25 protein-coding genes and 3 pseudogenes are annotated in these 25,469 nt (G+C 70.5%); 14 read left to right on the top strand and 14 right to left on the bottom strand.

Going from position 1 to position 25,469, the window contains the following annotated elements:
* The first annotated feature begins 402 nt into the window (after positions 1–402).
* Entirely contained in the window at positions 403–741 is a 339-nt protein-coding gene (locus M2271_RS24735; RefSeq protein ID WP_280889513.1) for a MerR family transcriptional regulator, read from the top strand.
* Positions 742–1,017: 276 nt separating this feature from the next.
* On the opposite strand, the gene M2271_RS24740 is transcribed toward M2271_RS24735, so the two are convergent.
* The 3 genes from M2271_RS24740 to M2271_RS24750 all read right to left on the bottom strand — a co-directional run bounded on the left by M2271_RS24740 (position 1,018) and on the right by M2271_RS24750 (position 3,495).
* Positions 1,018–2,016 carry a helix-turn-helix transcriptional regulator gene (locus M2271_RS24740; protein WP_280889514.1) on the bottom strand — a complete coding sequence of 333 codons (999 nt, stop codon included), beginning with the start codon at positions 2,014–2,016 and terminating at the stop codon, positions 1,018–1,020.
* 99 nt (positions 2,017–2,115) lie between these two features.
* Positions 2,116–2,745, bottom strand: a complete 630-nt coding sequence (locus M2271_RS24745) for a class I SAM-dependent methyltransferase (protein ID WP_280889515.1) — start codon at positions 2,743–2,745, stop codon at positions 2,116–2,118.
* A 336-nt stretch (positions 2,746–3,081) separates the two neighbouring features.
* Positions 3,082–3,495: a hypothetical protein gene (locus tag M2271_RS24750; protein WP_280889516.1), complete on the bottom strand. Its 414-nt coding sequence runs from the start codon at positions 3,493–3,495 to the stop codon at positions 3,082–3,084.
* Between the two features lie 373 nt (positions 3,496–3,868).
* Here M2271_RS24750 and M2271_RS24755 point away from each other — a divergent pair, with 373 nt between their 5' ends.
* The 3 genes from M2271_RS24755 to M2271_RS24765 all read left to right on the top strand — a co-directional run bounded on the left by M2271_RS24755 (position 3,869) and on the right by M2271_RS24765 (position 6,110).
* On the top strand, positions 3,869–4,405 hold the full coding sequence (locus M2271_RS24755) for a DUF6234 family protein (RefSeq protein ID WP_280889517.1): 537 nt from the start codon (positions 3,869–3,871) through the stop codon (positions 4,403–4,405).
* Positions 4,406–4,546: 141 nt separating this feature from the next.
* Positions 4,547–5,254, top strand: a complete 708-nt coding sequence (locus tag M2271_RS24760; RefSeq protein ID WP_280889518.1) for an HNH endonuclease family protein — start codon at positions 4,547–4,549, stop codon at positions 5,252–5,254.
* Positions 5,255–5,453: 199 nt separating this feature from the next.
* Positions 5,454–6,110: a hypothetical protein gene (locus M2271_RS24765; RefSeq protein WP_280889519.1), complete on the top strand. Its 657-nt coding sequence runs from the start codon at positions 5,454–5,456 to the stop codon at positions 6,108–6,110.
* A 417-nt stretch (positions 6,111–6,527) separates the two neighbouring features.
* On the opposite strand, the gene M2271_RS24770 is transcribed toward M2271_RS24765, so the two are convergent.
* From M2271_RS24770 to M2271_RS24790, 5 genes are all read right to left on the bottom strand, one after another.
* On the bottom strand, positions 6,528–6,827 hold the full coding sequence (locus M2271_RS24770; protein WP_280889520.1) for a hypothetical protein: 300 nt from the start codon (positions 6,825–6,827) through the stop codon (positions 6,528–6,530).
* 318 nt (positions 6,828–7,145) lie between these two features.
* Entirely contained in the window at positions 7,146–7,637 is a 492-nt protein-coding gene (locus M2271_RS24775; protein ID WP_280889521.1) for a peptidylprolyl isomerase, read from the bottom strand.
* Between the two features lie 4 nt (positions 7,638–7,641).
* Positions 7,642–8,193 carry an ATP-binding protein gene (locus tag M2271_RS24780; protein WP_280889522.1) on the bottom strand — a complete coding sequence of 184 codons (552 nt, stop codon included), beginning with the start codon at positions 8,191–8,193 and terminating at the stop codon, positions 7,642–7,644.
* A 102-nt stretch (positions 8,194–8,295) separates the two neighbouring features.
* Positions 8,296–8,709, bottom strand: a complete 414-nt coding sequence (locus tag M2271_RS24785) for a hypothetical protein (protein ID WP_280889523.1) — start codon at positions 8,707–8,709, stop codon at positions 8,296–8,298.
* An 81-nt stretch (positions 8,710–8,790) separates the two neighbouring features.
* The gene (locus M2271_RS24790; protein WP_280889524.1) at positions 8,791–9,441 is read right to left on the bottom strand and encodes a DUF4360 domain-containing protein; all 651 of its coding nucleotides are present in this window, start codon (positions 9,439–9,441) and stop codon (positions 8,791–8,793) included.
* 333 nt (positions 9,442–9,774) lie between these two features.
* On the opposite strand from M2271_RS24790, the gene M2271_RS24795 reads away from it, so the two are divergent.
* On the top strand, positions 9,775–10,254 hold the full coding sequence (locus M2271_RS24795; protein WP_280889525.1) for a hypothetical protein: 480 nt from the start codon (positions 9,775–9,777) through the stop codon (positions 10,252–10,254).
* Here M2271_RS24795 and M2271_RS24800 read toward each other — a convergent pair.
* The gene (locus M2271_RS24800; protein ID WP_280889526.1) at positions 10,214–10,522 is read right to left on the bottom strand and encodes a GMC family oxidoreductase N-terminal domain-containing protein; all 309 of its coding nucleotides are present in this window, start codon (positions 10,520–10,522) and stop codon (positions 10,214–10,216) included. The two genes, M2271_RS24795 and M2271_RS24800, sit on opposite strands and share 41 nt — an antisense overlap.
* A gap of 194 nt (positions 10,523–10,716) precedes the next feature.
* Complete coding sequence (locus M2271_RS24805; RefSeq protein ID WP_280889527.1) at positions 10,717–11,175, bottom strand: Rrf2 family transcriptional regulator; 459 nt, start codon at positions 11,173–11,175, stop codon at positions 10,717–10,719.
* 104 nt (positions 11,176–11,279) lie between these two features.
* On the opposite strand from M2271_RS24805, the gene M2271_RS24810 reads away from it, so the two are divergent.
* Entirely contained in the window at positions 11,280–14,303 is a 3,024-nt protein-coding gene (locus M2271_RS24810; RefSeq protein ID WP_280889528.1) for a beta-galactosidase, read from the top strand.
* A gap of 48 nt (positions 14,304–14,351) precedes the next feature.
* Positions 14,352–14,486 (top strand): hypothetical protein, encoded by a 135-nt coding sequence (locus tag M2271_RS24815; protein ID WP_280889529.1) that lies wholly within the window; start codon positions 14,352–14,354, stop codon positions 14,484–14,486.
* Positions 14,487–14,489: 3 nt separating this feature from the next.
* Here the strand turns inward: M2271_RS24815 and M2271_RS24820 are convergent, their stop codons facing one another.
* Positions 14,490–16,004, bottom strand: a complete 1,515-nt coding sequence (locus M2271_RS24820) for an alpha-N-arabinofuranosidase (RefSeq protein ID WP_280889530.1) — start codon at positions 16,002–16,004, stop codon at positions 14,490–14,492.
* 417 nt (positions 16,005–16,421) lie between these two features.
* Between M2271_RS24820 and M2271_RS24825 the strand changes: the two genes are divergently transcribed.
* The 4 genes from M2271_RS24825 (at position 16,422) to M2271_RS24840 (ending at position 20,845) form a co-directional block, all read left to right on the top strand.
* Positions 16,422–16,961, top strand: a complete 540-nt coding sequence (locus tag M2271_RS24825; RefSeq protein ID WP_280889531.1) for a toxin — start codon at positions 16,422–16,424, stop codon at positions 16,959–16,961.
* A 47-nt stretch (positions 16,962–17,008) separates the two neighbouring features.
* Positions 17,009–18,190 carry an MAB_1171c family putative transporter gene (locus M2271_RS24830; protein WP_280889626.1) on the top strand — a complete coding sequence of 394 codons (1,182 nt, stop codon included), beginning with the start codon at positions 17,009–17,011 and terminating at the stop codon, positions 18,188–18,190.
* A gap of 64 nt (positions 18,191–18,254) precedes the next feature.
* Complete coding sequence (locus tag M2271_RS24835) at positions 18,255–19,433, top strand: MAB_1171c family putative transporter (protein WP_280889532.1); 1,179 nt, start codon at positions 18,255–18,257, stop codon at positions 19,431–19,433.
* 14 nt (positions 19,434–19,447) lie between these two features.
* Positions 19,448–20,845: an FAD-dependent monooxygenase gene (locus M2271_RS24840; protein ID WP_280889533.1), complete on the top strand. Its 1,398-nt coding sequence runs from the start codon at positions 19,448–19,450 to the stop codon at positions 20,843–20,845.
* Positions 20,846–21,130: 285 nt separating this feature from the next.
* Here M2271_RS24840 and M2271_RS24845 read toward each other — a convergent pair whose 3' ends face one another.
* The 3 genes and pseudogenes from M2271_RS24845 to M2271_RS24855 all read right to left on the bottom strand — a co-directional run.
* On the bottom strand, positions 21,131–21,979 hold the full coding sequence (locus M2271_RS24845) for an SMP-30/gluconolactonase/LRE family protein (protein WP_280889534.1): 849 nt from the start codon (positions 21,977–21,979) through the stop codon (positions 21,131–21,133).
* Entirely contained in the window at positions 21,976–22,749 is a 774-nt protein-coding gene (locus M2271_RS24850; RefSeq protein ID WP_280889535.1) for an IclR family transcriptional regulator, read from the bottom strand. Before M2271_RS24850 ends, M2271_RS24845 begins: the two co-directional genes overlap by 4 nt.
* A gap of 274 nt (positions 22,750–23,023) precedes the next feature.
* Positions 23,024–23,743 (bottom strand): annotated as a pseudogene (locus tag M2271_RS24855) (helix-turn-helix domain-containing protein); the annotation flags it as partial.
* Here M2271_RS24855 and M2271_RS24860 point away from each other — a divergent pair.
* From M2271_RS24860 to M2271_RS24870, 3 genes and pseudogenes are all read left to right on the top strand, one after another.
* A pseudogene (locus tag M2271_RS24860) lies at positions 23,735–24,400 on the top strand (hypothetical protein); the annotation flags it as partial. The pseudogenes M2271_RS24855 and M2271_RS24860 sit on opposite strands and share 9 nt — an antisense overlap.
* Positions 24,397–24,630, top strand: a complete 234-nt coding sequence (locus tag M2271_RS24865) for a Trm112 family protein (RefSeq protein WP_280889536.1) — start codon at positions 24,397–24,399, stop codon at positions 24,628–24,630. The pseudogene M2271_RS24860 and the gene M2271_RS24865, both read left to right, overlap by 4 nt.
* Positions 24,627–25,406: pseudogene (locus M2271_RS24870) on the top strand (FkbM family methyltransferase); the annotation flags it as partial. The gene M2271_RS24865 and the pseudogene M2271_RS24870, both read left to right, overlap by 4 nt.
* Positions 25,407–25,469: the final 63 nt, after the last annotated feature.

Here is a 25,469-nt window from a genome sequence, read left to right on the forward strand (position 1 = left end):
GTTCCAAGCCAGGGCAGACGCAGGATGGGCGACGGGGCTGGCTGTCGAAGAGTGGCGCTGCCACAGGTCACTGAGCAGTTCGCTTCACAGCAGTGCGCAATACCAGCAGTGCGCAGTACCCCGTTTGACAGCAATTGATCACCGAGGGAAGAACGGAGGAGCCGAACGCCATCAGGATCGCCCGGGCGGAAGTCTTGAGCCCGGGTACCGCAGGACATCGATAGTGAGGTGGTCTCCGGTCGAACAACCACGATCCCCGTACACCCGACAGCATCTCGGTCGGGTTCGCGGAAACAGAAGGCCGGCGCAGTACCAGGGTCGGCAGATGGTGTAAAAGTTCCTTCGGGGCTCTGGTGCCGTACGGCACCGGAGCCCCTCCACGCGTTCCACAGAGAGGTGCAAATGACAGCAGACGACTCGTACGGCCGTCTCGATGACGACGACTACCCGGCGTACACCATGGGCCGGGCCGCCGAGATGCTCGGCACCACCCCCGGCTTCCTCCGCGCCATCGGAGAGGCCCGCCTCATCACCCCGCTCCGCTCCGAGGGCGGACATCGCCGCTACTCCCGCTACCAGCTGCGGGTCGCCGCCCGAGCTCGGGAACTCGTCGACCACGGCACCCCCGTCGAGGCCGCCTGCCGCATCGTCATTCTCGAAGACCAGCTCGAAGAAGCCCAGCGCATCAACGCCGAATACCGCCGCGCCGCCGAATCGACGAACCCGACAGCCGCGGCCTGAGCCCGCTGACACCTGACCCCGCTGACACCTGAGCCCGCTGGGACCTGCGGCCTTCCCGGCGGCTTTTGTCGCTGCCGCTCACGCTCACGCACACCCTGGCGACGGCCTCGACGCTCCACCGAGTGGGGTGGGGTCCAGTGCCCCGGCTGTCGGCCGTCTCCGGGGCAGCGCCCGCCCGGGTCGTTGCCCGCGGGCGTCAGTTCAGGAAACCGAAGCCACTTACGGAGGAGGGCCGGACCGGGATCGGCGCCTTTGCTCTCCCCTGCGGTGCGGCGATCAGCCTTTTCGGAGGAGGAACAGCTGATCGGCCCTGCCGGTACATCGTTCTTCGATCGCTTCAGCACCCTCAGCGGTGTCGTCGTCGACGATGCCGATGCAATGGCTGCTGTGTACCGGGCGAAGCCGAAACCCTCCGGCGCGGTCGGCATCGGCGGGCTCCAGGCGGAACAGTGTGGCTTGGGCACAGTCGTTCCGGGGCTCGATCATGTCCTTTACCGGGCCGGTGCTCATAACCGTCAGGCATCCTTTCCCCTCCTGGGGATGGTGCCACTGGATGCGGTACAGGTTCTCCCCGGCAGGTTCAAGGTAGGTGCGCGGCACAGTGGCCTGGGCGCAGGGGAGTTGAACGGCGATGGCGCTGCCGTAGAGGCCGCGGCGTTCGCGTCCGTCGGTCACGCAGAGGTCGGGCGTACGGGCCGGGCGGATGGTGACCCAGCCGTCGGTGGGAGTCCGGGAATCGGCGGCAGGACCATCGGAGCTGTCGGGGAGTAACTCCCAGGCGGCCAAGGCGAGCACCGGGACCAAGAGCGAGACCGTGAGCGCGACCGTGCGGCCCTTGACACGGCGTGGCCACGCGACCGCCACCTCTTCACTGTCCGCTGCTGGTTGAGCCCTGACTTCGACCTGCGCCCCAGCCACTGCCCCCGGCACCGTGACCGACGCGGGCGAGGCATCCGACATGGCTGGCCCGGCCGACGTGGACGGCGTGGACGCGATATCTGCGGCGATCCGGTTCCTGGCGTCCAGCCAGACACCGACCCGCTGCCCGTCCCCGCAGGCGCGGACGAAGGCGGCCAGTACCTCGGGCCGCGGCAGGCTCGTCCGTCGCAGCATGTCGGCCAGCGTGCTCCGTGCCAGCACGTCACCGTTACGGGCAGCCCGCTCCTCCAACTCGCGATATGTCAGCCCCGAACGCTCCTTGAGTTGCTGCATCGACTCGACAAAGCCACCAGCGTCTCCGGCCTCATGTGGCGACAGTCCCTCCAGGTTTCCCATGAACGTCATCGTGCGACCGTCGTGGCAGACAGGACAACCGTGGATTCCGTCATGCTCCGCTACGCCGGGCGCGATGGCGAAAGATCGTATGGCTATGTTCTAGCGAAGGCGGGCCAGCAAATGGGCGTCGAGGAAGCCCCGCTCAGAGGCCGGGTCGTGGAGCAGCCGGGCGAACGTGACGAGTCCGGCCCCGGCCAGCAGCTCGGCGAACCGGTCCGCCGGCCAGCTGTAGGCGGGCGTCACCTTGTGGTCGAAGCGGACCGGCTCGGGCCCGTCGGTCCCGAAGAACGAGACCAGGAGCAGGCCCCCTGGCGCCAGGACACGCGCCTGCTCGGCGAGCAGCGCGGGTAGTTCTCCAGGAGGGGTGTGGATCATCGAGTAGTGGGCCAGCACGCCGCCGAGCGCGCCGTCCTCGACTGGCAGGGCCTCCATCCGCGCCTCGTCGAACCGCAGCGCCGGCTGGGCCCGCCGGGCGTGGTCGACCATGGCCGGGGAGAGGTCGAGCCCGAAGGCATCCAGCCCCAAGTCATGCAACATGGCCGTCAGATGCCCGGGCCCGCACCCGACGTCGGCCGCCCGCGGGTTCCCCGTCCCACGCACCAACTCGGCAAAGGTGCCGATCATGTTCCGCGAGAACGGCTGCGTCTCCAGCCGATCAGCGAACATCGACGCATACAGTTCGACGACCCCGTCATAGGCCGCCCGGGTCTCATCCTGGTGCTCCACCACGGGAAGGAAGTTAACACCCGCCGTTCACACCTGTTCTCCCGCCCCGTGCCGACTCCCGCGCCCGTCGTCGCGGACGCTCTCGGCCACCACGGCAAGACCACCACCCGGCGTCACGGGGAACCGGCATCGGCATCCGCATCGGCATCGGCATCGGCAGGGGGAGGTTCCTCCGTCAAGCAGCCGCAGAGCGGGAGTGGGACCGAGGAGACCGAAGGGGCTGTCTCACCCAACACGGGTCGACAGCCCCTTCGCCGTGTCCGGGTTCATCGTTCCCGGACAAGCGCCGCGATGGCTGCAGACCTCGGCCAGGCCACGCAGCTCATGGAGTTGCTCAGCTCACGACTGGCAGGGCATGTTGATCGAGCTCGAGTCAGCCGTGACGTTCCCCTCATAGATCCAGCCGTACGGAGCCGCGCCTCCGACGCTGACGTAGAACCACTTGTTCCCCGACTCGTTGTACGCGTAGCACCAGCCGCCGAGCCGCGTGCCCTTCTGCAGCGTGTAGCCGCTCGCGTCGCCACAGCTCGCGCGGGGCCCGGTCCTGAGCCAGATGGGCTTCTTCACATCGGTGCCCCCGGGACCGTTCGAATCGGGTTCTGACCCGCAGGCCCAATCGGCGGCGCCGATGTTTGACGGTGCCCAGTTCGGTGCTTCGTTCGCCGCGCTCGCGGGGGTGGCGTTCGCGGACAGAGGTTGCAGCGCCAGCAGGGCGATCACGGCGCTGCCCGTGAGAATGCCTCGGATGGTCACAGTTCTGCCTTCCAGGTCTCGTTCATGAGTTCGTCGCCGCTCCGGCGACAGGATGTGCGGCGCTGCTGCGCGTCGTCGCCAGCTTTGCCACGCCCTTGACCATCGACCCGCTGATGAGCGCCGGCAACGGTGGGCAAGTGTCCCGGACAGGGTGTTCATGTCCGGCCTGGTCAGAAGCGTGTCCGGGACGCGGTCAGAAGACATGTCCGGGGCGCTGATCCGGTAGACCCCGACACCTTGCCCCTGCCGCCGCCGGTTCTCCAGGTCGTCGACAACCCCAAGCGGATCACCAGCTTCAAGATCACCACGCGAGCGCCGGGTCCTGAGTACCGGTACTCAGGACCCGGTCCGCTATCGGGGAAAACATGTACCCATGAACGGCCCCGCCTCTCCAAGGCTCTTCGGCCTGCCACAGTTCCGCGGCGACAACGTGCCGTCCCCGCGAACCGGACGCCGGTGGCTGCCCCTCGCCGGAGACATCGTCCTGGCCGCCGGGCTGCTCGTCCTCGATGGGATCGCGACCGTCACGACTTTCCTGCTCGGCATCGACTACAGCGGCTGGAAGCCGTTCGACCCCGGCGCAGACAACTCCGACATCTCCCTCGCCCCCAACTGGCTGTACGTGGGCATCGCCGGCGTTGTCATGCTGCTGACCGCAGCACTGCTCCACCGGCTCCGCGCCGTCGTCAGCACCTGCCTGCAGGTGCTCGCCGGCATCGCCGTAATGGTCACCGCCATCGGCGGCGCGCAGATCGACGAACACCGGGCCGACGTGTCCGGGTCCGGCTCCGTGACCGCGTCCGTGACCGCGTCCGTGACCGCGTCCGTGACCGCGTCCGGCGTCAGCAGGTCAGCCGGAGTCAGCTCCCCACACTGCACCCGATACGCGGATCGGTACGTCACTTCCTGACCGTCCGTCAACGTGTGTGGCGGAAAAATGGCTGCCTGTGCACCCTCCGCGAGTAGGGTGCACAACCCGATTGTCGAGCCGGAAGAGGCCAAAGTGCGGACCGTGAAGCATGAGCAAAGGCGCCGGACGTGGGGGCTGCCCGTGGCGGTCCTGGCCGTCACACTGACGGGGTGTTCGGCGGGGCTGGTGACCCGGCCGACCCCCGATGCCAGCGGCGTCGCCCCCAAAGGCTCCGCCACTTCCACCAAAGGCAGCGTCGCAGGAGCAGAAGGTGGGCAGGCAGGGGCGGCGTCGAAGTTACCGGGACTGCCAACCGCCGAAAAGGCCCGCACCGCGCTGGATGGTCTGAAAGTGGCAGCTCAGGGATCGATCTCGGGCTACAGCCGCGCGAAGTTCCCCCAGTGGTCCTCCCAGGGCGACAGCTGCGACACCCGCGAATTGGTTCTCCAGCGCGACGGCACCGACGTACAGCGCGACGACGAGTGCCGGCCCGTGTCCGGAAAATGGCTGAGCGTCTACGACAACAAGACCTTCACCGCCACTGCCGACCTCGGCATCGACCACACCGTGCCCCTGGCCAACGCTTGGCGCTCCGGCGCCGACACCTGGACGCAGGACGAGCGCGAAGCCTTCGCCAACGACCTCACCCATCCACAGCTGCTGACAGCATCCACTGCCACCACCCGCTCGAAGGGCGACCGGAGCCCGGACGAGTGGCAGCCACCGCTTCAGTCCTACTGGTGCGCCTACGCCCGCTCCTGGACCATCGTGAAAGCCACCTACAAACTGACCGTCACCCAGGACGAGAAGGCCATGCTCACCAAGATGCTGGACACCTGCACCCCGTGAACACGCCTTGCTGATCGCACCACTCCTGAGTGTTTGCCTCCTTGCCGGTTGCGGTGACGATCAGCGCACCGGCGATGGCCATACGAACAATCAGTCGCCGCCGAAGCAGGAGAGCCGTGCCCGTGAAGTGGCTGAGGCCTGGCAGGGGTCCGCGGCCGCCGCTGCCTGGAGCCGGGGCTACCACCCTATGGCCGACGTGGTGCAGAAACCGGAATCCGGCTGGCGCAGCCCAGCGGACGAGCGGGCCTACGCGACAAAGAACTTCGTCCTGCGGGGCAATCTGCCGACGACTGCCACCGTGCACGGGACGGTGGACTGGAAAAGCGGAACCACGATCGCCCGTCCACTGACGGGAGCTCAGAAGGCGTACGAGTCCTTCGCCATCAACCGCAGCGACGGACCCCGGCTCACCGTGACAGGGGCGAGGCTCGGCAGAACGACAATAGTGACGAGCCGAGGCACGGCGACCGTTCCCGCTTGGCTGTTCACGCTGGAGGGCTACGACACCCCGCTCAAGCGTGTCGCCGTCGCCCCGTCAGAGCTTCCCAGGTCGCCGATCGAGCCGGCCCGGGAAGGGTCTGCCGGCGGTCTCAGGCGTGTCGCCCGGCTGACCGGGACGGCGGTGGACGGTCGATCCGTCACGGTGAGGGCCACACACGGAGCCTGCGACGACGGACCCCTCGTCAAGGTGCTGGAGACGGACGAGAGCGTGGTGCTGTACGCCTCCGTCGCGGGGGCACGGAGCGGCGGCCCCTGCACCGCCGAAATGATCGAGCAAGACGTGAAGGTGGAACTGCGCAAGCCGCTCGGTGGCCGCATCCTCCTGGACGCCCTCACGGGCCGGCCCGTGCCGTAGGAAAACGCAACGCCGTCGAGCGAGCGAGCGATCAACAAGGGGTGAGCCGGCCCGCAGATACGGCCACAGATCAACAGTGAGCGGCTCGCCCCAGCATTTGCTGAGCGCTGTGATCAGCGCGTCGAGGTGACCCCGCAGGTCTGTGTCGTCTTCACGCGCCGCCTGTCCGTCGTCATCCCAGAACTCCTGACTGGCCCGCAGGATGCGTACACACTGCTCAGGGCCACCGCACCCGGCATTGTCATGGAAGTCCGTCTCCGGAAAGGCTGTGCGAGCAGCTCGTCGATCAAGGAGAGGTACTCCTGAAGAGCCGCGCTCGATGAAGCTCCGGACTCAGCGGTGGTCATCGGCGAAGACCAGATCGCGGGCCGGCGCCCGCCTGGCGGACGGGCCCGGCCCGGCGGGCGCGGCTGAGCGTCACACGGCTGGGCCGAAGTCCGCCTCCAGTCGTTCTCGCCAGGTCTGATGGTCTTCCAGACCCGCCCCCACGAGGACGTCCCGCCAGTCCTCCTTGGCCAGCTGAACGGCGTCCAGGATGCGGTCCACCCTCCCCCGGCCGCACAGGAGCGCCGCGGCGGCGATGCGCTCCTTGTCCTCCCGGTCGCCCCGCTCGGTCAGGTGGTGCACGAGCTCGGCGAGAAGCTCCCCCACGACCTGGCCGTCCCGCCCGGGAAAGTCCTTGGCGATGCGCTTCTCGACGCGCACGGTCAGCCCCATTCGCACTCCCTTTCGCACCCTTTGACCCTTTTGTCACACCACGTTACCGCGACCGTGCGGCAGGGTGCGGCAGGGCTCACGCTCGGCGTCGAGCAGAACTGAGGCAACTCCACCCCAACGCACCCTGGGGGACCGCACGCTGGACATGCGGTCCCCCAGAGCCCCATTCGGCGGGGCGACACCGTCCGTCCGCACACCAGATCACCCGCTCCTACGCCCCACGGTGACCGGTCTCTGAGCAGGGGCCGAGGAACAATGGCGTCAGATCGTGCGCTTAGCGCCTGTTCTGCCGCAAAGCGGAGGTGCGAACAAGAAGCCTTACACTGTCCCGCTTGCCGCGATAGTGATCTTCTTCGTGGTCTTGCCCGACTGGCTGCCGTACCCCTCGATCGTCTTGACGATCTCCAGGCCCTCCACGACCTCGCCGAACACGACGTGGGCTCCGTCCAGCCAGGAGGTGACGACGGTGGTGATGAAGAACTGCGAGCCGTTGGTGTTCTTCCCGGCGTTGGCCATGCTGAGCAGGCCGGGCTTGGTGTGCTTCAGCTGGAAGTTCTCGTCCGGGAACTTGTCACCGTAGATGCTGCGGCCGCCGGTGCCGTTGCCCTTGGTGAAGTCACCGCCCTGAAGCATGAACTCGGGGATGACCCGGTGGAAGGACGACCCTGCGTAGCCGAAGCCGTGCTCCCCGGTGGCCAGCTCCCGGAAGTTGCGCGCGGTCTTGGGCACGATGTCGTCGTACAGCTTGAAGACGATCCGCCCCATGGGCTGGTCATCGGCCGTGATGTCGAAGTAAACGTTGTCTGCCATGCCCTCATGATCCCATCGCGCTCCCGTGCTCCCGTACTCCCGTCCACCTGCCACCGCTTTCGGGCCGGACCAGAACTTCAGGTGCGCCACTCCCGGGACGCTGATATCCCTCACCCCCCTGAGCGGTGCCCTTCGCCAGGGACAGCCACCCCGGTAGGTCGACCTCGGCGCGCACGGTCTTGCCCGGCGGCGGCTCACGGTCGGCCACCTCCCACCGGTCGGCGAGCGCGTCGACCAGGAGCAGGCCGCGGCCGGCCTCGTCCAGCGGTCGCGGAGTCCGCAGGTCTCCCGCGACAGGCGGACGTGGCGGTTCCGTCCGGGTGTCGGTCACCTCCACGCGCACGCTGCCGGTGACCAGGGTGAGCCGCAGCTCGAAGTCCCGGCCGGGGACGCGGCCGTGGGTCACCGCGTTGGCAGCCAGCTCCGCGACGATCACGGCCACCGCGTCGGAAGGGTCGCTGCCGTACGGGACGCCCCAGGCGTGCAGTTGGTTCAGGGCGAGATGCCGGGCCAGACGAGCGCCGCGGGGCGTGGGACTGAGGCGCTGGGTGAACATACGTACGGTAACCGCGCCCTGGCGGGTGGGAGGTGATGTCACGCGCCCTCTCTGGGCCCGCGGCTCGCCCTCTCCCCCGCCGCCTGGGCGGAGTTCGTGTCGCTAACCCTGCAGGTCGGTTAGACCGGCCGGCTCCACCTCCACGAGGGACAACAGCCCGCCGAGCCCCGCGAACAGGGCGAGGCACAGGGCCGTGACCGTGTCGCTGACGCCGCCTTGCTCGACGAGGTAGCCGCCGATGAGCCACCCCGCCACATGGCCGGCCGCGAGGAGCAGATGATTGCCGCGCTCCCTCAGCGACCGCATGCCCACCCACAGCAGGACCGGTAACGACAGCAGACCGATGACGCGCGCCATCAGCCCCTCTGGCAATCCCGCGCCGATGGAGTCGCCGTCGGCCTGAGCCACTTCGTCCGACCACTCCAGCAGCGAGGTCCAGATGCAGTAGCAGACGACGACCGCCAGTGCCGACACGATCGTGCCCTTCGCCGCGCGAGAGTTCCTGCTCTTCGCCATGCCCTCACCGTCACACAGGACAGCACCGGGGGCCTGAGTACGCATACTCAGACCCCCACCGAAGCGGGCCGGGCAAGTGCCCTACTTCTTCGGGCACTCCTTCCATGCCATGTGGTACACCGTGCTGATGTCGCCGTCCGTCGAGTCCATGGTCATGAAGCTGACCTTGCCGGGCGACTGCGTGCCGGCGGTCACGCGGACCTCGGTGTTGATGTTGAAGTTGCGCTGGACTCCGCAGGGGGCGTAGACGAGTTGGGGCCAGTCCGTGGTGTCGGTGGCCTGCCAGTTGTCGTTGCGGGGGCCGTTGAAGGCGTGGTTCGTGAAGACCGTGTTTGAGGAGCCCTGGAAGTAGTACGAGGCTCGCTGGGTGCCGCTCGCGCCGGGCTGGAGCGAGGCGAAGCCGCGGTAGTCGGCGCTGGCGATGGCGTATGTGAAGCCGCCGGGGACAGCGACGATCAGGCTCAGCTGGCAGTTCTTGCGGAACGCCGTGGGGTCGGAGTCGCCGCCGGCCTGGGCGAGGTAGTCGCTGTAGGTCACGGTGAAGGCGGTGTTGTCCTCGGAGACGGCGACCGCGGCCGTGCCCTGGGGGCAGCCGGAGCCGTTCACTGTGGCGACCTTGATGACGATCTTGTCCGGGGGCGGGTCCTCGAACCCGCCGGACGCTCCCTGCGCGGGCAGTGCGGTGGTGAGCAGAGCGGCTATCGCGCCGCCCAGCAGGAGTCCACCGGTCATGGTCTCTCCCAGAGTCGGGGGTGGCTGATCCTCCGGGCCGTGAAGAAACCGTGAGGTTCCTGTGAATCCCGGGGGCGTTCGCATCGTAGGGAGACAGGCAGGGGACGGTCAGGGCTAACTCAAGCCATTCACATCTGCGGATTTCACAACCGGCGGGCGCGCGCGGAGAGCCAGGGCCAGGGCCAGCGCCAGCGCCAGCCGGTTGGCGCACGCTCATGGCGGCGGGTGAACTCCCTCCGGCGGTAGGCGACATCGCGTACGCCCAGGTACCCACCGGGTGAGAGAGCGCCGGTTCAGATGGCCGTACGAGCGCCACGGGATAGCGTGGAAGCCATGAACGCGACGGGTCGGAGAGCGACGCACAGGACGGGAGCGGCGGTCGACGGCGCGCGCGGGATGTTCTTGCTGGACTCGACCGATCCGGGCGCCGCACCGCGGGGACTCGACGCCTTCCGACGCGGGTGGGAGACGCAGATCGGCGACGATGTCTTCCAACTGCCGGCCTTCAGCCCGGACACGATCGGTGACTTCCGGGTCAGGGGCCGTGTGACCAAGGTGCGCGACGCGGTGATCGCCGATCTTCATGCCGCGTCGGCCACCCGGACCACGGACGTCCCGGGCGGCGATCAGGATCTGGTGGAAATGCAGGTAGTGCAGAACAGCGCCTGGACCTTGGGCGGCCCGCCCGGTCGCGGCGAGCAGACGGTATCGGCCGGGCAGTTCCTCCTCCGGCACGTCGGGCGACAGTCGGCCTTCGAGACGTCGGCGCACATCACGGCGAGCGGTGCCCCCGCAGGTGGTAGAGGCCGTTGACGCTCGACGATCCACCGAGCGCCTTGCCGCGCACCACACCCACGGCCCTGCCGGTAGCGGCCTGCACGGTCGAGGTGCCCAGCCACAGGCTCGACGGGTCGAACCCGAGGAAGCCCCAAGGAGATTTCATCGCCTCCGTGGCGTCCCGGGCTCCCTCCTCCAGCAGCAACACCCGCACGCCGGGGCGTTCCGAGAGTCGGGAGGCGATCACACACCCCGCTGTTCCCGCTCCCACAACCACATAGTCATACGTACCCGTGCCCATCATGTCTCCGCTTCCCACGGCAGCGTTGCCCGACCACCGGAGTCAGAAAAACAGCTCCTCGACGGTCAAGGAGCCACAGGCCGGGGGTCTTTCTGCCGTCGAAGCTTAGGAAGACCTGCACAGCACGCACTTGGACCACCGCGACGTCCGTTCGGAACATGAACGCCACAGCCGGCGTTGGAGCAGTGCGAGTCCTGTCAGGGGTTCTCCCAGGCCGCCGGTTCCGCCGCGAGTTGCCGTACCGGCTCGGGCAGGGTGCCCGTGGCGATGTCGGCGATCGTGACGCCCTCCAGGATGCGGCGGACGTTGGCCCGCAGGGCGATCCACAGGGGCAGCAACGGCTGGGCGGAGCCGGTGTACTCGAGCTCCGTCGGCCGTTCCCCGCGTACCGACACGATGGGGCCGTCGACCGCCCGGATGACGTCCGCGACGGTGATCTCCGTGGCCGGGCGGGCCAGCCGGTAGCCGCCGCCCCCGCCGCGCCGGCTGTCGACGACACCGGCCCGCCGCAGATCACCGAGAATGCCTTCCAGGAACTTGTGCGGGATGTCCTGGACTGCGGCGACGGCCTCCGCCTTCACCGGTCCGTCGTCCTGCCGTACGGCGAGCTCCAGCACTGCCCGTACCGCGTAGTCCGCCCGCGCAGAGATCCTCATACGACAATTGTGCGCGCCGGACCGTACAGAATGGCCCCACACCCACCACACCCACCCCAGTACCCACGGTCGCGGACGGAACAGGCACAACAGGAGGCGCTCCCTTGGGGCTCAGCAGAAGGACTTTCAGCATTCTCGCCGGTACGACGGCGCTCGGCTTCACGCTGGGCGGCAGCATCGGCACGTCGCCGAACGCCTCCGCGTCCCGCAGTGTGCCCACCGGTCCCGCGCCGGCCCCGCCCGCCGCCGACGGACGCGGGCACACGGTCGGCTTCGACCGGTACTCGCTGCTGGTCGACGGCCGGCGGCTGGTCCTCTGGTCGGGTGAGATGCACCCCTTCCGGTTGCCGAGCCCGTCGCTGTGGCGGGACGTGCTGCAGAAGATGCGGGCGCACGGCTACAACGCGGTCAGCGTCTACGTGTCGTGGAACTATCACTCCGCCGCGCCCGGCCGGTACGACTTCACGGGCGTCCGCGACCTGGACCTGTTCCTGCGCACGGCCGCCGAGACCGGCCTGTACGTCATCCTGCGCCCGGGCCCGTACATCAACGCGGAGATCGACGGCGGCGGCTTCCCCGGTTGGCTGACGGCCACCGAGGGCCACGCCCGCACCTCCGACCCGGCCTATCTGAAGTACGCCGACGAGTGGCTGTCCCAGGTGAACGCGATCGCCGCCCGCCATCTGTTCACCCGGGGCACGGGCAGCGTCCTGCTCTACCAGATCGAGAACGAGTACGACGCGTACGTCACCGAGCCGGCCGGCCGCGACTACATGTCCCACCTGTACAAGAAGGTGCGCGCCGACGGCATCGACGTACCGCTGTTCCACAACGACAAGGGCAGGAACGGCCACTGGACGCCCGGGTCGTTCGACACCGGCGGGGAGAAGGGGCACTGGCTGTACGGCTTCGACAGCTACCCCGAGCCCGCGCAGGTGCCGCCGGACTGGGGCCGCTTCGGGGCCGGCGGGGCGAGGGGCGGGGCGACGGCGAGTCCGAAGACGCCCGGGTTCATGCCGGAGTTCGGGGGCGGCTGGTTCGACCCGTGGGGCGGGGTCGAGTTCCAGGGGAAGGGGTACGCGGAGTCCCGGCGTACCCGGGACGCGGCGTACGAGCGGCGCTTCTACCTGACCAACCTCGCCAACGGCATCACCCTGCACAACGTGTACATGACCTTCGGCGGCACCTCGTGGGGCTGGCTGCCCGCGCCGGTCGTCTACACGTCGTACGACTACGGGGCGGCCTTCGACGAGGGGCGGAACGCCACCGCCAAGCTCGCCCCGATGCACCAGATCGGGCACCTGCTCGGACGCCAGCCGGACTTCGCCAAACTGAAACGGGCGGCGGCGGTGAAACCCGCGGACGACCGGATCACCGCCTACCACCTGACCAACCCGGACACCGGCGCCCATGTGTACGTCCTGCGCAACGACAGCACCGAACGCGTCACCACGAGCCTGCCGGACACCGACTTCGACGTGCCGGTCTCCGTCCCGGCCCGGGACGCCCGGCTGCTGACCACCGATATGGCGCTGGGGCAGCGGAAGCTGAGGTTCTCCACCGTCCAGCCCCTGTTCTGCCTCACCGCCGGGCGGCAGGACATCGCCGTGTTCGCCGGCCCGTACGGTGAGATCGCACAGGTCGTGCTGGACTGCCCCGAGGAACCGGAGGCGACCCGGCTGGACGCCGAGGGCGCGTGGGTCTACGACCGCGGTCTGCTGCGGGTGACCGCGCCGCTCGGCGTCGGCGGACTGACCCGGGTGCGGGTCGAGGGCGGCGGCCACGAACGGCCCCTGCTGCTGTTCTTCGCCGACGACGCGACCTCCCTCAGGCTGTGGCCGTACGACACCCCGTCGGGGTCGGTGCTGGTGTACGGTCCCGCGCTGGTGCGGGACGTGACCCTGCGCGGCGACACGGTCCACCTGACCGGGGACACGATCGGGGAGACCGGCCTGGAGGTGTGGGGGCCGCGCGGAGCCGCCCGGGTCACCTGGAACGGCGGGTCCGTGCGGACACGGCTCAGCTGCACCGAAAGCCTGCTGGCCGAGCGGCCGCTGCCCGGAGTGCGCCCGGTGCCCCTGCCGTCCCTGGCCGGCGGCTGGCGGCGGCGGGCGGAGAACCCGGAGGCGGAGCCGGACTTCGACGACTCTCGGTGGACGGCCGCCGAAAGGAAGACGTCGTACAGCATCACGCCCGTACCCGAGGGGCAGCCCGTGCTCTTCGCGGACGACTACGGCTTCCACTATGGGGACGTCTGGTACCGGGGGCACTTCACCGCCGCCGCCGAGGACCTGGAATCCGTCTCCCTCGCCTACAGCACGGGCACCCAGGGTCTGCTGATGGCGTGGCTGGACGGTGAGCCGCTGGGCACACACCGGATGCCGGTGCCGGACAACGACACAGCGAGGAAGGGCAGTTGGGCGGCGACGGCGACCTTCGCGGTTCCGAAGAAGCCGCGCGACAAGGATGCCGACGCCCATGCCCATGCCCATGCCCATGTTCCTGCCCCGACCCCGGCCCGTGTCCTCTCCGTCCTGGTTCGGCGGATGCAGCACGACCAGGACGGCACGGCGCTCGACACGCACAAGGTCGCGCGTGGGCTGACGGCGGTCACCTTCAAGGGCGCCTCGCCGGAGGTGAGGTGGCGGGTGCAGGGCGAGGCCATGCCCGACCCGGTGCGCGGGCCGCAGAACAACGGCGGTCTGTACGGCGAGCGGGAGGGCTGGCATCTGCCGGGTTTCGGGGACGGCGACTGGAAGACAGCCGAGCTGCCCCGGGCGGGCCGACGGCAGGGAGTGACCTGGTACCGGAGGGACTTCAGGCTCGCCGTCGACCCCGGTACCGACGCCTCGATCGGTCTCACCCTCGACGACGACCCGGCCCGCGCCTACCGCGTCCAGATCTTCCTCAACGGCTGGAACTTGGGCCAGTACATCAACGACGTAGGTCCACAGCACACATTCGTCCTGCCGAACGGGATCCTGCGCACACGGGGCGCCAACACCCTTGCCCTGGCGGTGTTGTCCGACGGGACCACACCGTCGGGGCCGGGTGAGGTGCGGCTGACGCTGTTGGGTGCGGCGGCGGGCGGGGTACCCGTGGAACCCGTGGCCTCGCCGGGCCGGTGACCGCGGCGTGAGCGGCGGTCACCGGCCCCCGGTGACGAAGGAGTGCTCATGAGCGACCCCGTGAACGCCACGTCCCTTGCCTACAAGGGCGTCAAGAGCACGCCCCCCTGGGTGGTCGTCGCCATCCTGGCGCTCGCGCTCGCCTGCCTGGTCGTCGAACGGCGGCGCCGGAACCGCTCCTGATCCCTACCCGAGCCGGATCACGTTCCAGGACAGCGGCTCCAGTACGGCGGTCAGGGTGCCCTCCGTCAGGGCCGTGCCCTCGACCGGGTGCGGGGTGACCCGCTCGGGCTCGTCGAGGGTGTTGCGGGCGTCCGGGTCGGCGTCCGCGAGGGCGCTGTGCTCGACGACCGACGTCAGATCGAGGCCGTTCAGGGCGACCTCCAGCGGGAGGGCGTCGGTGCGGCTGCGGTTGACGGCGAAGACGGTGACCGAGCCGTCGTCGGCACGTACGGCGGTGGCGTGCAGCAGGTCGGCCTCGCCGTACTTCTTCGTCTCGTACGTCGGCGAGTCGACCCGCACGTCGAGGACCTGGCCGCGCCCGTACGCCGAGGCCTGGGCGAACGGGAAGAACGTCGTCTGCCGCCAGGCCGGGCCGCCCGGCTCGGTCATGATCGGGGCGATGACGTTGACCAGTTGGGCGAGGCAGGCGACGGTGACCCGGTCGGCGTGCCGGAGCAGGGCGATGAGCAGCGAGCCGAAGACGACCGCGTCGGTGACGCTGTAGTTGTCCTCCAGGAGGCGGGGGGCCTCCGGCCAGTCCGTCGGGTCGCTGGTGCGGGCGTGCTCCTCCCACTTCGACAGGTACCAGACGTTCCACTCGTCGAAGGAGAGGTTGATCTTCTTCTTCGACTTCAGCCGCGCGCCCACGTGGTCGCAGGTGGCGACGACGTTCTCGATGAAGGACTCCATGTCGACGGCGGAGGCGAGGAAGGAGTCGATGTCTCCGTCCTGCGGCTCGTAGTAGGCGTGCAGGGAGATGTGGTCGACCAGGTCGTACGTCTCCTGGAGGACCGTCGCCTCCCACGCGGCGAAGGTGGGCATGGACTGGCTGGAGCTGCCGCAGGCGACGAGTTCGACGGTCGGATCGATCTGGCGCATGGCGCGGGCGGTCTCGGCGGCGACGCGGCCGTACTCCTCGGCCGTCTTGTGGCCGGTCTGCCAGGGGCCGTCCATCTCGTTGCCGAGGCACCACAGTGTGATGCCGAAGGGGTTCTTGTCGCCGTGGGCGACGCGCTGTTCGGAGAGCGCGGTGCCGTGCGGGTGGTTGGCGTACTCCTGGAGCTCCAGCGCCTCGGCCACCCCTCGCGTGCCGAGGTTGATCGCCATCATGGGCTCGGCCTGGGGGCCGACCTTGCGGAGGAAGCCGATGTACTCGGAGAGGCCGAAGCGGTTCGTCTCCGTCGAGCGCCAGGCCAGGTCGAGGCGGCGCGGGCGGTCCTCGGCGGGGCCGACCGAGTCCTCCCACTTGTAGCCCGAGACGAAGTTGCCGCCGGGGTAGCGGATCGTGGTGACGCCGAGTTCGCGGACCAGGTCGAGGACGTCGGTCCGGATTCCGGCCTCGTCGGCCGAGGGGTGGTCCGGTTCGAAGATGCCGGTGTAGACGCAGCGGCCGAGGTGTTCCACGAAGGAGCCGAAGATGCGGGGGTTGACCTCTCCGACGGTGAAGGCGGGGTCGAGGGTGAAGCGGGCGTTGTGCATGGGGACCTTTCGAGGTTTTCGTTACTGGCCCGCGAGGCCGGTGTGCGCGACCCCCGCCACGGTCTGGCGTGGGAAGGGGACGAAGATGATGATCAGTGGTACGCCTCCGGTACGCGGTTGCCCGCGGAGTCGTCGGGATGTCGAGTGGTCGTGTGCCGAGGTTCGTGTGCCGAGGTTCGTGTGCCTGGTGTTCGCATGCCTGGTGTTCGTATGCCTGGTGCCCTTAGATCGAGTGTTCGGTATGTCGAATAACGCCCGTAGCCTCGAACGGGACCGTAGATTTCGAAGCGCTTCCACGTCAATGGTTTGGACGCGACTCGCCTGACGGGGACAGTTCGGGGCGCGTAACCTCTTTCCAGGCCGCCGCGGAAGGATCCAGCTTCCGCCATCCCGGAGGTGAGGCAACTGAAGGAACGGATGAACCGGCGACTGGGGGCGGCGCGCCGGAAAAGGGAGATGCGGCGGCTCGCCGGGGTGCTCATCGGGCCCATGCGGGTTTCGGAACCCACGGATCCCGAGGCGCTGTTCGACGCGCTCGTCGACTCCGTCAGCCGGTGGCGGGGCCGTGCGGTCCTGGTGCGCCGGGAGGTGTTCCCGCCGCACACCGCGAGCGGGCTGTGGCTGGAGGGCGACGCCCAGGACATCGTCGTCGTCGACCGGCGGGCCGCCGTATGGCACCAGATCGTGATCTTCTGTCATGAAGTGTGGCACATGCACCAACAGTGCGCGGACCGTCCTCCCGCGACCGGCGAGGGTCCTCTGCGGCCCGTCGCCGCGCGGACCGACTTCAGCCTGGCCGACGAGCAGGAGGCCGACCGGTTCGGCATGTTGATAGGCGGCCGACTGCGGCCCTGGCTGGAGGGCCCGACCGACTCCACCCCGGCTCCGGGAGACGACGGGGAGGACATCGCCGGACGTATCGGCGCCGCGCTCAACTACCGCGGGACCCGAAGATGAACGGCGACCGATGATGAGCGGCCACCGATGATGAACGGCGACCGATGATGAACGGCCTGCTCAACTACGTGAGTTGTGGTGTGCTGTGGCTCGGCCTCGTGGTGAAGTCCCCCGACCTGGTACGGCACCGGAGCGACCCCTATCTGCGGGCGATCTGTGCCGTCCTGGGCCTGGCCGGGGTCTGTTTCCTCCTGGGGGCCGAGCCGACGGTCGCGGCGGTGAACGACCTCAGCGGCATCCCCAACCTGGCCGCCCCGCTGACGTACGCGTCGATCACCGCGTACAGCGCCGCCTCCCAGGTACTGATCGTCTACTGGCGGGGCGGACCGCACGTGCACCGCACCACGCGCCGCTGGATGGTGGCGTACGCCTTCGTGCTGCTCGGCATCGCGGTCACCTTCGCCCTGGGTGACGCGCCCGTGGAGCGCCGGACCGACCTGGACACCTACTACGCCACGACGCCGTTCATCGCCGAGATGATCGTGCTGTACCTGGCGGGTCACCTCGTCGCCGCCGGCGTCACCACGGTCTCCTCGCTGCGCTGGGCCCGCCAGGTGCGCGGCCGGCTCCGGGCGGGTCTGGTGGTGCTGGGCGTCGGGGCGTTGTGCAACGCCGGGTACAGCATCTCCAAGCTCGCGGCGGTGGTGGCCCGTTGGTGCGGAAGCGACTGGTCGGGACTGAGTACGACCGTCTCGCCGGTCGCCGCCGGGCTGGCCGCCCTGCTGACCGTCACGGGCGTCCTGATCCCGCTGGTCGGGTCCCGGACGACGCAATGGCGGCGCGCCCGGCGGGACTTCGTCCGGCTGGAGCCGCTGGAGCGGGAGCTGGACGAGTTCCTCACCCGCCGTGCGCTGCGGCTGCCCCGACCTCGCTGGTCCTCCCCCACCACCCGGCTGGTGTGGCGGCAGACCAGCATCCACAACGCCCTCGGCAGCCTGGACGCCTTCTTCGACCCCGATCTGTACGAGCGGACCCTGGAAGCCGCGGCCCAGGAGGTCCGCGACCCGGAGCGGGCCGAGGCGACCGCGTGGGCCGCGGTCATCGCCGCGGCCGTGGTGGAGCAACGCGACCGGGACAGCCCCCTCGTGCCGCCGGACGGGACGGGGCGCTTCCAGAACCGGGCGCCCGCCTCCGGCGCACTCGTGTCCATCGCCGCCGCGCTGGCCGCCTCCCCGCTCGTCGCGGCCGCCCGCGCCGACGCCGGTACGACCCGGACGGGCACGGCATGAACACGGTGCCCACGGCGCACCTTCCCCCCACCGCCGCACGATCGTCCGAACGGAGTTCTGGGACATGAGCATCGTCGTGTACCTGGCGGCCGCGGTCTTCGGACTGCCCTGCGCGGTCCTCTTCCGCCGGCGGTCGCACACCGCCGTGCCCCACCCGCTGGCCCTGTCCACCTGCGCGACCGTCGTTCTCGGCGCCCTCGTCCTCGTCTGTGCCGCGCCGACGACCCTGGCCGCCGTCAACGACCTCACCGGCATCCCCAACTTCGGTGCCCCGCTCACCTACGGCATGCTCTCGGCGTACAGCTGCTCCCTGCTCATCCTGCTGATCAACTGGCGGGGCGGTTCCCCGGAACGGATCCGGCTCCTGTCGCTGCGGGCCGTCGCCGCGTACGGCGCCCTGGTCGTCGCCATCGTCGCGCTGTTCACGCTGGCGGACGCACCCGTCGAGCGGCTGTCCGACCTCGACACCTACTACGCGAACACGCCGTACATGCGCGAGATGATCGTGCTCTATCTGCTGGGGCACAGCGCCGCGATGGGTGCGATGTGCGTGGTGTGCGTCAAGTGGAGCCGCGAGGTCACCGGACTGCTGCGAGCCGGACTGTGGCTGATCCTGGCCGGCGCGCTGCTGGACGTGGCGGGCTTCCAGCTGGCCAAGTACACGGCCGTCACGGCGCGTTGGACCGGCCACGACCTCGACGTGCTGTCCACCGATGTGGCCCCGCCCATGGCCGCGCTGTCCGCGCTGCTGTTCTCCGCCGGGTTCGTGCTGCCGAGGCTGCTGCCGCCGGCGCTGGCCCATTGGCACAGCGTCGAGGACCACCGCAGGCTGGACTCGTTGTGGTCCCGGGTGCGCTTCGCCTCCACCGCGCCGAAGCCGCCGGACACCTGGTGGCAGTCGCCCCGGGACCGGCTGCGCTGGCGTGAGGTGTCCATCCATGACGCCCTGCTGGCGCTCGCCCCGTACTTCGACGACCACGTCCGCGAACAGGCCCTGGAGGCCGCCCTGCGCGCGGGCCGCGATCCGCACGAGGCCCGTCTCACCGCCGAGGCGGCGATGGTGGCCGACGCCACGCACCGCGCCGCCGCCCGTCAGGCGCCCCTGGCCACACCGAGCACGTACCGGCTGTACGCGACCGAAGTCCCCGGCACCGGCGGGCTGGTGGAGCTGGCGCAGGCGCTCGCGCGGTCGATCCACTCCACCGCCGTACGTGAAGCTACGGTGAAGGCCCTTCCTGGCTGACGTGAGGAGCCCCCATGGCGCGGAGAGCTGTCGTCATCGGTGCCGGCCTGGCCGGCATGCTGGCCGCGGCCGCGCTGTCCGGTGCCGCGGACGAAGTGATCGTCCTGGACCGCGACGACCTGCCCGACGGACCCGGCCACCGCAAGGGGCTCCCCCAGGGCCGCCACGCCCACCTGCTGCTGGCGGGCGGCCTGGCCGCCATGGAGGACCTGGTGCCCGGCGTGAGCATGCGCCGGACACTCCTCGCCGCAGGCGCCCACGACATTCCGCTCGGCTCGGGCATCGTCTCGCACACTCCGGAGGGCTGGTTCCGGCGGTGGCGGCACGACGGTCCCCGTCTGCTCGCATGCACCCGGGCGTTGCTGGACTGGGCGGTCCGCACCGCCGTGCTGGACCACACCCGGGTCGAGCTGCGCACGGCGCAGGTGCTCGAACTCACCGGCCGGGGCGGGCGGGTCACCGGCGTACGTCTGTCAACTCCGGCTGGTGAGCGGGAACTTGACGCCGAGTTCGTCGTCGACGCCAGTGGCCGCGGCTCACGGGTCCCGCACTGGCTGGAGAGCCTCGGCGTCACCGACATCCCCGAGCGGACCGTGGACTCCGGGCTCGTCAACGCCACCCGTGTCTACCGTGTGCCCGAGGGTGCCGAACGGTTCCCGCTGACGATCGTGCAGGCCGATCCGTATGCGAACCGGCCGGGGCGCAGTGCGATGGTGCTGCCCGTCGAGGGCGGGCGGTGGATGGTGAGCCTCGCCGGTACACGGGGCGGTGAGCCCCCGGCCGATCCGGAGGGCTTCCTGCGCTACACCCTCGACCTGCCGGATCCCCTCGTCGGGCGGCTCATCTCGGGCGCGGAGCCGCTGAGCGAGGTGCACCTCAGCCGCAGCACGCACAATGTCCGGCGGTACCCGGAGAAGGTACGGGACTGGCCCGAGGGGTTCGTCGTCCTGGGCGACGCGCTGGCCGCCTTCAACCCGGCGTACGGGCAGGGCATGTCGGTGGCGGCGCTCGGGGCGCGGTTCCTGGGCGAGGAGGTGCGGCGGGGCGGGCTGGGTGCGGCCGGGCTGGCCCGGCGGGCGCAGCGGGGGGCGGCGCGGTCGGTGGACGCGGCGTGGGCGATGGCCGCGGGACAGGACGTCTGGTATCCGCGGACGCGGGGCGGGCGGCCGAACGCGGCGGACCGGTTGGTGACCCGGTACTCACGGCGGCTGACGAAGGCGGCCACGGGGTCCTACCGGGCGGCTTCGACGTTGTGGGACCTGACCAGCCTTACCGCGGGGCCGGGGCGGCTGCTGCATCCGGGGACTGTGCTGGCGGTGCTGAACGGGCCGCTGCTGCCGCCGTTGCAGGGGCCGCCGTTGACCGTGGAGGAGTGGCGGGTGCTGAGGGCGTTGGAGCGGGGGGCTGGCTGAGGTCAGGGGTGCGGCGCCGCGGACCGTCGTGACGCTGCTGTTCCGGACCGTCGTGACGCTGGTGCTACGGGGGTCCCCGCTGGAGCGGAACCGGGAGTGGGGAGGGTGGGCACGGCGATGACGCGCCGCGCCGGGCCGCGGGGTGAGCGTTTGCGGCACCCCGCAGGTGCCTGCCGGGCCGGGCCGGTGTCTCCGGGGCACGGCCCGCCGGCGTGGCCCGCCCCGCCGCCGGGCCGTGCGGTCCGCCCCGGCCCCCCCCACCCCGCGGCAGCGGCAGGGCGCCGGTCAGCCCGCGAACGCCGGCTGGGCCAGCCCCTTGCCCGCTCCCCGTACCACCAGCAACGATCCCGCCGACGGATGCGGTGCCGATAGGCCCACCCGGGCCGTCGTGACGTACAGGTCCGTCAGGTCCGGGCCCCCGAACGCGCACGCCGTCACCCGGGGTGTCGGCAGTTCGATCACCCGGTCCAGCTCGCCGCCGGGCGTGTAGCGGCGTACCGCGGCGCCGTCCCACAGTGCCACCCACACACAGCCGTCGGCGTCGACCGTCAGGCCGTCGGGGAAGCCGGCGCCGTCCTCGATCTCCACCAGGGGGCGGCGGCCCAGGACCCGGCCGTCCTCGAAGTCGAAGACGTCCACGCGGCGGGTCGGGGAGTCGATGTAGTACATCAGGCGGCCGTCGGGGCTCCAGCCCGTGCCGTTGCTGACGGCCACGTCGTCGAGGACGACCTCGGCCGTGCCGCCGCCGGTGATCCGGGACAGCGTGCCGCCGCCGGGTGCCTCGTCGTAGCGCATGGTGCCGGCCCACAGGGAACCGTCGGGGGCGACGGCGGCGTCGTTGGCGCGGCGGCCGGGGACCGGCTCGTGGCGCAGCCAGCGGAAGGTGTCGTCGGGGTCGAGCAGACCTACGCCGTCCCGGAGGTTGAGGACCAGGCCGCCGCCCGCGCGCGGCTTGACCGCGCCGACGTGCTGCTCGGTGGTACGGGTCGTACGCCGTCCGGACACCGGGTCGTACGTGTGGATCCGCGAGCCGAGGATGTCGATCCAGATCAGCCGGCCCGCCGCCGCGTCCCAGGTCGGGCCCTCGCCGAGGGTGGCCTCCGCGCGTACCGCCACCTCGTACGCGGCGCTCATGCCACGTTCCGGTGGCCGAGACGCTCCGACAGTGCGGCGGCGCCCTTGGCGGCGAGCTGCTCCAGCTCGACACGGCGCTCGTCGCTCCAGCGGATCATGGGCACGGAGATGGACAGCGCGGCGACGACCCGGCCGGTGCGGTCCCGTACCGGCGCGGCCACGCAGGAGACGTCCGGATTGGACTCGCGGTGCTCCACGGCGACCCCGCGCTGCCGGATCTCGGCCAGGGCCTCGCGCAGGGCGCCCGGGTCGGTGATGCTGTTGGGTGTCATCGCGAGCAGGTCGGCGTCCTTGGGGATGCGCGCGGTGAGCTCGTGATCGGGGAGGGAGGCCAGCAGCATCTTCCCGACGGAGGTGCAGTGGGCGGGCAGCCGGCGCCCGGCCGCGGAGACCATCCGCACGGCGTGCGTGGAGTCCACCTTGGCGATGTAGATGACGTCGGTGCCCTCCAGGATCGCCACGTGCACGGTCTCGTCGCAGGTCTCGGCGACGGAGCGGGCGACCTGCTGGCCCTCGGCGGCGAGGTCGAGCTGCTCGGCGTACCGGCTGCCCAGCTGGTAGGGGCGCACGCCGAGCCGGTAGCGGCCGGGCTGGCCGGGCACCTGCACGATGTACGACCGGGCGGCGAGCGTGGTGACCAGCTCGTGCACGGTGGTGCGCGGCAGCTGCAGCCGGCGCACGATGTCGGGGGCGGAGAGCGTCCCGTCCCCGTCGAGGAAGAGCTCGAGAATGTCGAGAGCCCGGGTCACGGCAGGTACCAAGCGTCCCACGACCGGCCCCCTCCCTTGCGTTTAAGGCGTCTGCGTTCGAAATTTCCGCGTTCGAAATTTCAACAGACGATCGGCATGACGAACACAGGCTAGTCATAGAGCGTTTACCCGGGCAATGGGCAGGCGGTCTCACTTCCGCCCCGGCTGCGGGTGAAGCTCCAGCACCGCGGGTGATCTGACCGGTTCCCGAACCGCCGGTGATCGGCTGGTCACCGGCGGTTCCACGGTGCCCGGGGTACGGAATGTGCGACAGCGCACCCCCGCCCTGATCGTCTCACGTGCGGCCTTGCCTCGGCGTCTCCCCCAACGTCCCCCGTAACCGCTGCGCCCGCAGCACCAGCTCCATCTCGAAGCGGCGGTCCGGGTCGTCGATCTCGGCGCCCCACAGCTCCCGTATCTGCCGGAGCCGGTAGCGCACGGTCTGTGGGTGGACGCCCAGCCGGGCCGCCACCTCGGGTGCGCCGCCGTGGGTCTCCAGCCAGGCCAGGAGCGTCTGCGCGAGCCGTCGGCCGTGCGTCGGGCCGCAGTGGGCCAGGGGGGCCAGACAGCGCAGGGCGAGGTCGTCGATGAGTTCCTCGGGCTGGAGCAGGACGAGCGCTTCCGTGTGCTCGGTGCAGTGGAGGACCTCGCCCGACGGAAGCAGCCCCCGCTCCATCAGGCGTACCGCCGCCTCGGCCCAGCGCAGCGACTTCCCCGCGTCGGCGAGCGGGACCAGCGGGCCGATCGCCCCCACCCACCCCGCCAGGGCGCGGTGCAGCAGTTCGGGGCGGCCGGCGGCGTCCGGCTCGGGCACGACCATCCGCGGCTGCTCGTATTCCATGTCGAGCAGCACCCCCTGCCCCGCCCCTTGGCCGACCCCCTGCCCCACCGCGGGCGCCACCGCCTCCCGTGCCGGGCGCAGCAGCACGCCCACCGCGACCTTCTCCGGCAGCGGCCAGCCGATCCGCGCGGCCCGTTCGGTGAGCGCGTCGGCCGGGTCGCCCCGGTGGTGCTCGTCCTGCTGTCCGCCCGGCTGCTCGGCGAGGAGACCACCGGCCGTGAGCGGTACGCGCTGGGCGCGATCCTGCTCGCGCTGCTCATGGTCGTACTGTCGCTGCGCGAGGACACGGACCGGGTCAGCCAGCGGGCGCCGTACCCGCTGATCCTGCTGGTGTGCGTGCCGACGCTCGCGGCGGGCGTGTGGCTGTACAACGCGGCCGAGCGCCGCACCCGGCACCGCCACCGCGCGCCGACGACCGGCGTTCAGTACGGCGTCGCGGTCGGCCTGCTCTACGGCGTCAGCTCGCTCGCCATCAAGGGCGTGTCGAGCTGTCTCACGGCGAGTGGACCCGGGGCCGCGATCCTCGACCTGCTCCGCTCCCCGTACCCGTATCTCCTCCTGTTCACCGGCGCGTTCGGCCTGGTCATGTCGCAGGCGGCGCTGCAGCGCTGCCGGGCCTCGCTGATCGTGCCGGTGTGCACGACGGTGACCTCGCTGTTCACGGCCGTGCTCGGCACGCTCTCGTTCGGCGAGGCGCTGCCGCAGGACCCCCTCAGACTCGCGCTGCGGCTCGCGGGCGTCCTGCTCGCCGTGGCCGTCCTTCTGGCCATGCCGAAACATGACCCGGCACCCCAACCCCCCATCGGAGCCAAGGAGTTGACACCACCGTGAAATCCGACGACCCGCTGCTGAAGATTTTGGCGTGCCCGCTCGACAAGGGCCCGCTGCACCTCGTCGTACCGGACGGGCCGAAGGGGCCGGACCGGGCCGAGGTCCTCTACAACCCGCGGCTGCACCGCCGTTACCCGGTCGTGGACGGCATTCCGCAGCTGCTGCCGTTGTCCGGGGAACAGGTGACGGACGACGAACACGAAGACCTTCTCAAGCGGATGACCCCATGACGGGCCCCGCCCGCACCTGGGCCGCCCGGGTCGCCCCCCACCTGCCCACCCGTCTGGTCGCCGCCGTCGTGCGGGCCGTGTACCCGCGCTTCGAACCGGAGTTGGCCCGGCTGGCCGACCTGTGCCCGGCGGGCTGCGGCACGGCCGTGGACGTCGGCGGCTGGTACGGCCCCTGGACGCGGCGCCTGTCCCGACGCGCGCGCCGGGTGGTGACGGTCGAGCCGGTGCCGCATCTGGCGCGGCTGCTGACCTCGGCGGCCCCGGCGAACGTCCGGGTGATCCAGGCCGCCGCCTCGGACAACCCGGGCACGGCCCGGCTGTGGCTGCCGTCGGACGACGCCGGCGACCGGGGCGTGTCCTCGCTGGTCCGCCGGGACATCCACGGCCGCGCGCTGGACGTGCGCTGTGTGGTCCTGGACGACCTGGGCCTGCGGGACGTCGGCTTCATCAAGGTCGACGTGGACGGCAGCGAGCTGGCGGTGCTCCGCGGGGCGACCGGGATCCTGGCCCGCGACCGCCCGGCCCTCTTCGTCGAACTGGAGTCCCGGATCCAGCCGATCGCGCCGGTGGTGACGTATCTGTCCCTGCTGGGCTACGACGGCTGGGTGCTGCCCCGCGACACCTGGGTGCCGCTCCCCGACTTCCCGCTGGAGTCCCACCAGTCGATGGCCTCGTACGTCGTCGCCCACGGCCTGCTGCGCCGCGTCCTCCCCTTCCGCGACCGCCCCCGGTACGTCAACTCGGTCCTGTTCCTGCCCGACGGCCGGCGACCGGGCGAGCGTCGACCGGGGGAGCGTCGACCGGGCGAGCGTCGACCGGGCGGGCAACGTCCAGGCGAG

This window comes from Streptomyces sp. LBL (assembly GCF_029893585.1).
Lineage (GTDB): Bacteria > Actinomycetota > Actinomycetes > Streptomycetales > Streptomycetaceae > Streptomyces.